We start from the raw sequence: 9,298 nt of genomic DNA, 5'->3' as shown, positions 1-9,298 counted from the left end.
CGCTGACTTGCGGCTGCCGAGAGTGGTGTCCCTGAGCTGGAAGAAGACGACGGCGGCCGCCACCACCAGCGCTGCCGCGTACACCAGGAACGGCACGCGGAGACCGAACCCGGCCAGCAGCCCGCCCAGGAACGGCCCCCCGATGCTGCCCAGGAGGAAGGCCGATGCGTAGGCGCCGGTGACCCGGCCGCGCATCCCTGCCGGCGCGAGCCGGACAATGAGGCCCATCGCCGAGATGGTGAACATGGTGGAACCGATGCCGCCCAGGCCACGGAAGATGAGCAGCTGCCAGTAGTCGGCAGCGAAGGCACAGGCCGCCGTCGACAGCGCGACGATCAGCAGGCCCGCCACGTAGACGGGACGTTCCCCCAGTCGCTCGACGAATTTGCCGCCGGCGGGAGCGAAGACCAGCCGCGTGAACGCAAAGGCGCTGACAATCACCGCGGCGGCAGTCGCTTCCACGCCGAAGCTCTGGGCGAACTGGGGGAGGACGGGAGCAACCAGGCCGAAGCCGATGGCAATCACAAACGCCGCGGCGATAAGTACCTTGATTTCGCGCGGCAGGCGCAGGCGTTCCCGGGTGTCCGGACCGTGCTCCGCACGCCGTTGAAAGTTTCGAAAAGCAACCACAATGTCCGATTGTCCCAGTTTCCGGCCGCACTGTACGCCCGCGGCCCGTGTGAGAAGCTTGGAAACGTGAACGAGATCCTCCCGATAGTCATTTATGTCCTCGTAGCGCTGGGCGTCCTGGGGTCGCTCGCCGCTCTGCTGGTGCGCTCCCGCCGCACGCCGCCGGGCACCTACACCACCACGCGGGACCCGGACGACGACGGCGCAACCGCTTCACGCGGTGTCGGCACCGACACGCTCGAAAGGCCGGCCGACCTCGACACCGGCCCCGACGTCGTCGTTCCTGACGATCTGAGGGATCTCGAGGAGACCCGGACCGGAGTCGAGACCATCCCGGTGGAGACACCGGACCCGGTTCAGGGACGCCTCGCCCGGCTGCGCGCGCGGCTGGTCAAATCCAACAACGCGCTCGGCAAGGGCCTCCTCGCGTTGCTTTCCCGCGACCGCATCGATGAGGACGTCTGGGATGAGATCGAGGAGACGCTGCTCCTGGCGGACCTCGGCACCGAACCCACCACCGATCTCGTGGATGCGCTCCGGGAACGCGTGAAGGTCGCCGGCAGCCGCAGCCCCGAAGAGGTCAAGACCATGCTCCGGGAGGAGCTGATCAGGCTCGTGGACCCGACCATGGACCGGACGCTTGCCACCGACCGCCACGCGGACCGGCCGGCGATCGTCATGGTGGTCGGCGTGAACGGTGTAGGCAAGACCACCACGGTGGGCAAGCTGGCCCGGGTGCTCGTCGCCGAAGACAAGGATGTACTGCTCGGGGCAGCTGACACGTTCCGGGCCGCAGCTGCGGAGCAGCTGGCCACCTGGGGACAGCGGGTGGGAGTGCCCACCGTGAAGTCCGACGTCGACGGCGCAGACCCTGCCTCCGTCGCCTTCGAGGCCGTCAAGGCCGGAATCGAGGGTGAGGTCGACGTCGTCATGATCGATACGGCGGGCCGGCTGCAGAACAAGGTCGGTCTGATGGACGAGCTCGGCAAGGTCAAGCGGGTCATCGAGAAGCAGGGCACAGTGGACGAGGTCCTGCTGGTTCTCGACGCAACCACCGGACAGAACGGGCTGAACCAGGCGAAGGTGTTCGCTGAAGTCGTCAACATCACCGGCATTGTCCTCACAAAGCTGGACGGAACTGCCAAGGGCGGCATCGTCGTCGCCATCCAGCGCTCGCTGGGGGTGCCCGTGAAGCTGATCGGCCTCGGTGAGGGTGCGGACGATCTCGCGCCGTTCGAGGCCGAAGCGTTTGTGGACGCACTCCTGAACTGACCCAACGCATCGACTTGCCCCGCAGCCCCACACAGGCTGCGGGGCAAGCGATTTTAACGGCGGTCCGCCGGACAACAACGGCGGATGAAACACAGCCGAAACAATCCGGTCACGCACTCTTTACGTCAGTGAATCCGCCGTAACGTGCCGGCAACACAATTCCCAAGGTACGGAAACACGCCATTGCGAGACTTTTCTCCAGCGGGAAGTGCCCGCCACTCGCGAGAGGACGTAACGATGGATCTGACAGCAGGTCACGTCTGGGTCATGGTTTCCGCCGCCCTGGTATTGCTCATGACACCCGGACTGGCATTTTTCTATGGCGGAATGACCCGTGCCAAAGCAGCCCTGAACATGATGATGATGAGCTTCATCGCCGTCGGCCTGGTAGGCATCGTCTGGGTGCTCTGGGGCTATTCGATGACCGGCGGCGACGGCGTCGCCCAGCTCTTCGGAAACCCCTTCGCCTCCTTCGGACTTGAGGGATTGATCGGCACCGAGGACATGATCGGAGCCGGTTACGGCGTGACATTCGCCATCATCACTGTCGCCCTCATCAGCGGCGCCATTGCTGACCGGGCCAAGTTCGGCGCGTGGTCGCTGTTTGTCCCGATCTGGGTCACGGCCGTCTACTGCCCGCTGGCCTTCATGGTCTGGGGAGGCGGCCTGCTCAGCGCCGAGGGCGCAATCGGCAGCACGGTAGGTGAGGCAATTGACTTCGCAGGCGGAACGGTCGTCCATATCAGCGCCGGCGTTGCGGCACTGGTTCTCGCAATCATCCTCGGCAAGCGGCAGGGCTTCGGGAAGGACCCGGCGCACCGTCCGCACAACGTCCCCCTCGTGATGCTCGGCGCGGCACTGCTCTGGTTCGGCTGGTTCGGCTTCAACGGCGGCGCCGCCGGTACCGCAGAGGAAGCGGGCCTGATCTGGGTGAACACCATGGCAGCGCCGGCAGCGGCGATGGTCGGTTGGCTGGTCACTGAACGCTTCCGCGACGGCCGTCCCACCTCACTCGGAGCGGCATCGGGCATCGTCGCCGGCCTGGTCGCCATCACACCGGCCTGTGCAAGCGTCAGCCCCATCGGCGCCGTCGGACTTGGCCTCGTATCCGGTGCCGTCTGCGCACTGGCGGTCGGCCTGAAGTACAAGCTTGGCTTCGATGACTCCCTCGATGTTGTGGCCGTGCACCTTGTCGCGGGCACCCTGGGAACCCTTGCGATCGGCTTCATTGCCCTTCCCATCGACGGCGAAGGCGGAGGCATCTTCTACGGCGGCGGCACAGCGCAGCTCGTGGCGCAGATTGTGTCCGTTCTCGTGGCGATCACCCTGTCCGCGGTCATGACGGCACTGATCGGCCTGGCTATCCACAAGACCATCGGCTTCCGGGTCACTCCCGACAACGAAGTGTCCGGCGTCGACCTTTCCGAACACGCCGAGACCGCCTATGAATTCGGCGGACTGGGCGTCGGAGGACAGTTCCACCCGTTCCACGGCACCTCCCAGGTTCCCGTCGCCGACCCGGCCCAGCAGAAGGTGAACTCATGAAGCTCGTGACAGCAATCGTCCGTCCGGACAAGCTCGACAACGTACGCGGCGCCCTGGAGAACTACGGGGTGCAGGGACTGACGGTGAGCCAGGCAAGCGGCTACGGACGCCAGCGTGGACACACGGAGGTCTACAGGGGAGCTGAATACACCGTCGACCTGCTCCAGAAGGCCCGGGTCGAGGTGCTCGTATCCGACGCCTCGGTGACCGACATCGTGGATGTGCTCGTCTCCACCGCCAACACCGGCCGCGCCGGTGACGGGAAGGTCTGGGTCCTCCCGGTTGAAGACGCCGTCCGCGTCCGGACCGGCGAGCGCGGGGAAGCAGCACTCTAGTCCGACGCCGGAAATGCGGGCCCTCCGGTTGCGGGGGGCCCGCATTTTTCGTGTGTCCGTTATTCTTCCGTAACCTGATAGCGCGGGTGTAGCATCGGCGTCGTAACGAGTGCGCCGTTTGAAGCGTCCCATACAAGGTCGGTCTTCCGGTCTTCAGCTGACTTGCTGATCACCGGGCGGGGACAATTCTTCCTCTTTCCTATTCGAAGGTCTCGCTGGATCCGCCTGAAGGATGGCGATCTACATGCAACCTCATACACACGCCGGACCACGCCTCATTCTTGGTCTCACCGGGTTGGCTTTCAGTCTTGTTCTTGCCGGATCAGCCGGCATTGCGACGGCCGGACCGTCAAATAACGCACCCGAGCCGATCGACGACCCGATTCCCGGGCACATCGATGACGGTGCCATCCAGTTGGAACTGCAGACCATTGCGGAAGGCGATGGCCTGACCGCGCCCAACTGGGGGACCTACGCTCCGGGTATCGCGGACGTCCTGTTCGTGGTGGACCAGGACGGGCCCCTCTGGGCCGTGAACACGGAGACGGGTGCGAAAAACCGGGTCCTCGATGTCGGCTCCCTCCTGGTGCCGCTGATCCTGGATGCCGACGAGCGGGGCTTCCTCGGCGCCGCCTTCCATCCCGATTTTGCTGTCAATGGGTTGCTGTACACGATGACGTCGGAGCCTATACCGGGCACGGCATCAACGCCGGATCAGCAGCCCAACCACCTCGCCACCGTCAGGGAATGGACCGTCCCCAACCCCGGGATGGACCCGCTGGCCAGAGGGGCGATCACGCCGCAGGAATCGGCCAGCCGGGTGGTGCTCACCATCGAGGAGCCGCAGTTCAACCACAACGGCGGCGCGATCTTCTTCGGGACCACCGCCGCCGACCGGCACCTGCTCTACATCACCTCCGGCGACGGCGGGTGTGCTGACGACCAGTTCGGGCAGCAGGGTCTTGCCGGCGAGGGCCCGTGCATCAGTCACGAAGGTGCGGGCAACGCCCAGAACCTGTCGAACCTGCTGGGCAAGATTCTCAGAATGGACCCGCAGGCGAGCGCCGCACCGGAGATCTACGCCTACGGATTCCGGAACCCGTTCCGCGCCTCGTCAGACCGCGCCGATCTCGGTGGAACTGGACTGATCTGGACCGCCGATGTCGGACAGAACAGTATCGAAGAGGTCGATGGACCCATCCAGCAGGGCGGAAATTACGGGTGGCGGGTGAAGGAAGGAACGTTCCAGTTCAATCCCGGCGGCACCGAACTCATGGGTTTCGCCTCTGACGGGTTTGTCTACGCCGATACTCCGGGATTCCCGCCGGGGCTGATCGATCCGGTTGCCCAGTACGACCATGATGAGGGTGTCGCAACGATCGGTGGCTTTGTCTATCGGGGATCCGGGTTGCCTGAACTGTACGGAACATATGTCTTCGGCGACTATTCAGACGGCTTCCACTCCGCGAACGGCCGGGTTCTGTACGTCGATGAAACCGATACCGCGGACCCCCGGGACCGCACACCGAAGGTCTTCAACCTGGTCAACGGGCACATCAATCTCTTTGTGCTCGGAATCGGCGAGGACTTGGACGGTGAGCTCTACGTCCTGGCCAACAAGAGCGGCGGCCCCGATGAGGAGCGCGGCGTGGTCATGAAGCTGGTCAGTGAGTGCGCTGACGACGCCGACTGCCGGCACTGACGCCGGAGGGGCCGGGCCGCGTCCGGGCGCGGGTCGGCCCCGCAAGGCGGGTTGACCGCACGGTCACCAGTTGGGTGGGCCGTCCGAGCCCGCCGCGTACTCGTCCATGGGAACCTCATCCGCTTTCCACGCCGCCAGGACAGGTTCCACGATGCGCCAGCAGTCCTCTGCAGTATCGCCGCGGACCGACAGGGTCGGATCACCCGACAGGACGCCGTCGAGCACTTCACCGTAGGGAAGCAGTTCCGAGGCATTCAGCTCCGCCTGCAGGGTTGCGCGGTCGAGGCAGAAAACGTCACCGGGTCCGTTGACGTCAATGTCCAGCTGGAGGGTGTCCGGACCGAATCCGATCCGCAGTCGGGTGGGGGAGTCCACCCCTGTGAAACCGTCCGGGAGGTGGTTCACGGGCTTGAAGGTGATGACTGCTTCCTTGCGGGTCCTCCCGAGTGCCTTTCCGGATCTCAGCCGGAACGGCACTCCAGCCCAGCGCTCGTTATTGATGGACACCACTATTTCGGCGAGGGTTTCGGTTCCGCGGGACGGGTCGACGCCGGTTTCATCCACGTAGTTGGGAACCTCTCGCCCGCCGATGTTTCCCGCGGTGTACCGGGCACGCCGGGTGCTCGCCCTGAAATCCGGGTGCACGGAACTGGCCCTCAGGACGGTGCCGACGTGATCGCGCAGGTCCCGCTCGTGCAGTGTTGACGGGGCGTTCATGGCAAGCAGGGCCATTACCTGCAGCAGGTGGCTCTGGATCATGTCCTTGAGTGCCCCGGCGCCGTCGTAATAGCGGGCACGGTTCTCGAGCGTCAGCTCCTCATCGAAGACAATGTCGACGGAATCGATATGGAGGCTGTTCCACACCGGTTCGAGGAACCGGTTCGCGAAGCGCAGTCCAAGGATGTTCAGGACGGTCGCCTTGCCGAGGAAGTGGTCAACCCGGTGAATGTGGTCCTCGGGCACCAGCCGGGCAAGGATGGAGTTCAGCCTGCTCGCCGACTCCAGGTCGGTGCCGAAGGGCTTTTCCAGCACCAGGCGGGAACCTTCCGGCAGGTTGCCCGGATCGAGCTTTGCGATGGCCTTCTCGCTCACAGCGGGCGGCAGCGCAAAATAAATCGCAACGGGAGGTTCAAGCCCGGCGATCAGGCCGGCCAGTGCACCGTCAGCGGTGACGTCCACCTGGTGGTACGTGCTGGCCGCGCAGATCCGTGCCAGGGCGCCGCCGTCGTCCGCCGTGCCGGAATCCGGCGTGGCAGCTGCGAAGGACGTCGCCAGTCTTCCCTGCCAGTCTTCGGCGGTCCACGCATCCGATCCGGCGCCCACGAGGGTAAGCCCCTCGGCCTTCCCATGCCTGACCAGCCTGGCAAGCCCGGGGAGCAGCAGCCGGCCGGTGAGGTCGCCGGACGCACCGAGAATCAGCAGCGTACGTATGGCCTGTCCGCGGAACTGGTGTCCCGAGGCCCGTTCATCAATCGCATGTGTAGTCACTCCTCCACCCTGCCACTGTCAGGGTGCGGCTGTCTGCTGTCCGGGGGAACCAACCCAGTTGCTACCCTTGATAGTTGAATCCACTTGAGTTCGAGGAAAGCAGTTCACGCACCGTGTTCAATTCACTCTCAGACCGGTTGACAGCGACCTTCAAGAACCTTCGCGGCAAGGGGCGCCTGTCAGAGGCCGATGTCGATGCCACCGTTCGCGAGATCCGTCGCGCGCTGCTCGACGCGGATGTTGCCGTGCCTGTGGTGCGTGCGTTCGCCGCGCAGGTAAAGGAACGCGCCCTCGGCCTGGAAGTGTCCCAGGCGCTGAATCCCGGGCAGCAGGTTGTCAAGATCGTCAACGAGGAACTCGTCGGCATCCTCGGCGGCGAGACCCGGCGGCTGCGCCTTGCCAAGAACCCCCCGACGGTCATCATGCTGGCGGGCCTGCAGGGCGCCGGCAAGACCACCCTTGCGGGCAAGCTCGCCAAGTGGCTCAAGGGCCAGGGGCACAGCCCGCTGCTGGTGGCGTGTGACCTGCAGCGGCCAAACGCTGTGAAACAGCTCCAGGTGAACGGACAGCGGGCCGGAGTTCCTGTCTTTGCTCCCCATCCGGGCGTCAGCTCTGAATTCGAGTCGGCTACGGGAAATCCTGTGGAGGTTGCCCGGCAGGGAGTTGCCGAGGCACGCACCAGGCTCCATGACGTCGTCATCGTCGACACCGCCGGCCGGCTGGGCATTGATGAAGAGCTGATGCGGCAGGCGTCCGATATCCGCGACGCAGTGAACCCTGACGAAGTGCTCTTTGTGATCGACGCCATGATCGGCCAGGATGCGGTCAACACTGCACAGGCCTTCAATGAGGGCGTCAACTTCACCGGTGTAGTCCTGACCAAGCTCGACGGCGATGCACGCGGCGGTGCAGCACTCTCCGTCGCCTCGGTCACCGGCAAGCCTGTGATGTTCGCCTCCACCGGCGAGGCACTGACGGACTTCGAGGTCTTCCACCCGGACCGTATGGCATCCCGCATTCTCGACATGGGCGACATCCTCACCCTGATCGAGCAGGCCGAGCAGGCGTGGGACAAGGACGAAGCCGCCCGGATGGCGAAGAAGTTCGCCGACCAGGAGGACTTCACGCTCGATGACTTCCTGGCTCAGATGCAGCAGATCCGCAACATGGGCTCCATGAAGAAGATGCTCATGATGATGCCCGGAGCCGCCAACATGCGGCAGCAGCTGGAAAACTTCGACGAGCGGGAGATCGACCGGGTAGAGGCGATTGTCCGTTCCATGACCCCGCATGAGCGGGTGGCGCCGAAGATCATCAACGGATCCCGCCGTGCCCGCATCGCGCGAGGCTCCGGCGTCCATGTCTCCGAGGTCAACGGGCTGCTGGAGCGTTTCGGTCAGGCGCAGAAGATGATGCGCAAGATGGCCGCCGGCGGCGGTATCCCGGGCATGCCGGGGATGCCCGGTCCCGGTGGGTTCTCGGGAGGCGCGCGGAAGGGCAAGGCGAACGCCAAGGGAAAGAAGAAGCCGCGTTCCGGCAATCCCGCGAAGGCCGCGCAGGAGGCAGCTGCCGCCGAAGCACGGCGGAACGGCCAGCGGGCTTCGGTGCCGACGGGCGCTGCTTTCGGCCAGCAGAACGATTTCGATCCCTCGTCCCTCAACCTTCCCAAGGGCTTCGAGAAGTTCCTCGGCAAGTAGGCCGGGATGCTGTCGGTCGGAACGGAATGTCCGGGGCGGCAGCTAGGTTGAGGACATGAAAAGCACTCGCGTTGTCTTCGTGCACGGCGCAGGAACCTTCGGCGCGGCAGCCTGGCCCAGGCAGCACGGGATGGCGCTGGATTTCGATTGTCTGTTTCTGCGCCGCCATGGCTTTGATCCGGTCCGCGAGCCCCTGCCCACGGACTTTCTTGCGGACCAGCAGATTGTCCGGGATGCGCTGGGGGAGGGCGGCCATGTGGTCGCGGCGTCACAGGGTGCCGTTTCAGCCATGATGGTCGCGCTTGAACGGCCCGAGCTGGTGAAATCGCTCGTCCTCGCGGAGCCGGCCTGCCTGTCCCTGACGCAGGAACTCCCCGCCACCGCAGCCCACCGCGCCCGGGTTGAGCCGCTGTTCGCCCGTGCAGCGGACTTGACCGATGAGGAATTTCACCGCGAATTTGCCCGGGCCGTCTTCGCTCCGAACCGCGCCCGCTCATGAGCGCTGAGGACCGTCATCGTGCCCGGCGGCTCAGAATGCAGGCGCCGCCGTGGGAAGCGCCGCTGGAGATCGTCCCGGGCGTTCCTACCCTCGTGCTGACCGGCGGGTGGGAGCCGCTCTATGAAGAGGT

At 65.1% G+C, this 9,298-nt stretch carries 8 protein-coding genes; 6 read left to right on the top strand and 2 right to left on the bottom strand.

The annotated features are described in order from the left end of the window. A partial coding sequence (locus X803_RS22475; protein ID WP_253907376.1) for an MFS transporter occupies window positions 1-570 on the bottom strand: 570 nt, incomplete at its 3' end. 126 nt (window positions 571-696) lie between these two features. On the opposite strand from X803_RS22475, the gene ftsY reads away from it, so the two are divergent. The 4 genes from ftsY (at window position 697) to X803_RS17180 (ending at window position 5,484) form a co-directional block, all read left to right on the top strand. Next, complete coding sequence (gene ftsY / locus X803_RS0101940; protein WP_026543811.1) at window positions 697-1,902, top strand: signal recognition particle-docking protein FtsY; 1,206 nt, start codon at window positions 697-699, stop codon at window positions 1,900-1,902. Between the two features lie 237 nt (window positions 1,903-2,139). Continuing rightward, window positions 2,140-3,447, top strand: a complete 1,308-nt coding sequence (locus X803_RS0101935) for an ammonium transporter (RefSeq protein ID WP_026543810.1) — start codon at window positions 2,140-2,142, stop codon at window positions 3,445-3,447. After that, window positions 3,444-3,782: a P-II family nitrogen regulator gene (locus X803_RS0101930; protein WP_026543809.1), complete on the top strand. Its 339-nt coding sequence runs from the start codon at window positions 3,444-3,446 to the stop codon at window positions 3,780-3,782. Before X803_RS0101935 ends, X803_RS0101930 begins: the two co-directional genes overlap by 4 nt. A gap of 244 nt (window positions 3,783-4,026) precedes the next feature. Continuing rightward, complete coding sequence (locus X803_RS17180) at window positions 4,027-5,484, top strand: PQQ-dependent sugar dehydrogenase (protein ID WP_162149177.1); 1,458 nt, start codon at window positions 4,027-4,029, stop codon at window positions 5,482-5,484. A gap of 63 nt (window positions 5,485-5,547) precedes the next feature. Here the strand turns inward: X803_RS17180 and X803_RS0101920 are convergent, their stop codons facing one another. Further along, on the bottom strand, window positions 5,548-6,972 hold the full coding sequence (locus tag X803_RS0101920) for a glucose-6-phosphate dehydrogenase (protein ID WP_253907371.1): 1,425 nt from the start codon (window positions 6,970-6,972) through the stop codon (window positions 5,548-5,550). A gap of 113 nt (window positions 6,973-7,085) precedes the next feature. Between X803_RS0101920 and ffh the strand changes: the two genes are divergently transcribed. Continuing rightward, window positions 7,086-8,669, top strand: a complete 1,584-nt coding sequence (ffh, locus tag X803_RS0101915; RefSeq protein WP_026543807.1) for a signal recognition particle protein — start codon at window positions 7,086-7,088, stop codon at window positions 8,667-8,669. Between the two features lie 55 nt (window positions 8,670-8,724). Further along, complete coding sequence (locus tag X803_RS21265; protein ID WP_084033270.1) at window positions 8,725-9,168, top strand: alpha/beta fold hydrolase; 444 nt, start codon at window positions 8,725-8,727, stop codon at window positions 9,166-9,168. Window positions 9,169-9,298 lie beyond the last annotated feature (130 nt).

This window comes from Arthrobacter sp. 35/47, from assembly GCF_000520475.1.
GTDB classification, from domain to species: domain Bacteria; phylum Actinomycetota; class Actinomycetes; order Actinomycetales; family Micrococcaceae; genus Arthrobacter_D; species Arthrobacter_D subterraneus.
Note: the sequence above shows the minus strand (reverse complement) of the source record. Positions and strands in the feature narration are given on the sequence as shown.

What these genes read in the sequence shown, in the direction of transcription:
- X803_RS17180 (WP_162149177.1), top strand. Translation starts at nt 4,027, where the DNA reads ATGCAACCTCATACACACGCCGGACCACGCCTCATTCTTGGTCTCACC.
- X803_RS0101930 (WP_026543809.1), top strand. Translation starts at nt 3,444, where the DNA reads ATGAAGCTCGTGACAGCAATCGTCCGTCCGGACAAGCTCGACAACGTA.
- X803_RS21265 (WP_084033270.1), top strand. Translation starts at nt 8,725, where the DNA reads ATGAAAAGCACTCGCGTTGTCTTCGTGCACGGCGCAGGAACCTTCGGC.
- X803_RS0101935 (WP_026543810.1), top strand. Translation starts at nt 2,140, where the DNA reads ATGGATCTGACAGCAGGTCACGTCTGGGTCATGGTTTCCGCCGCCCTG.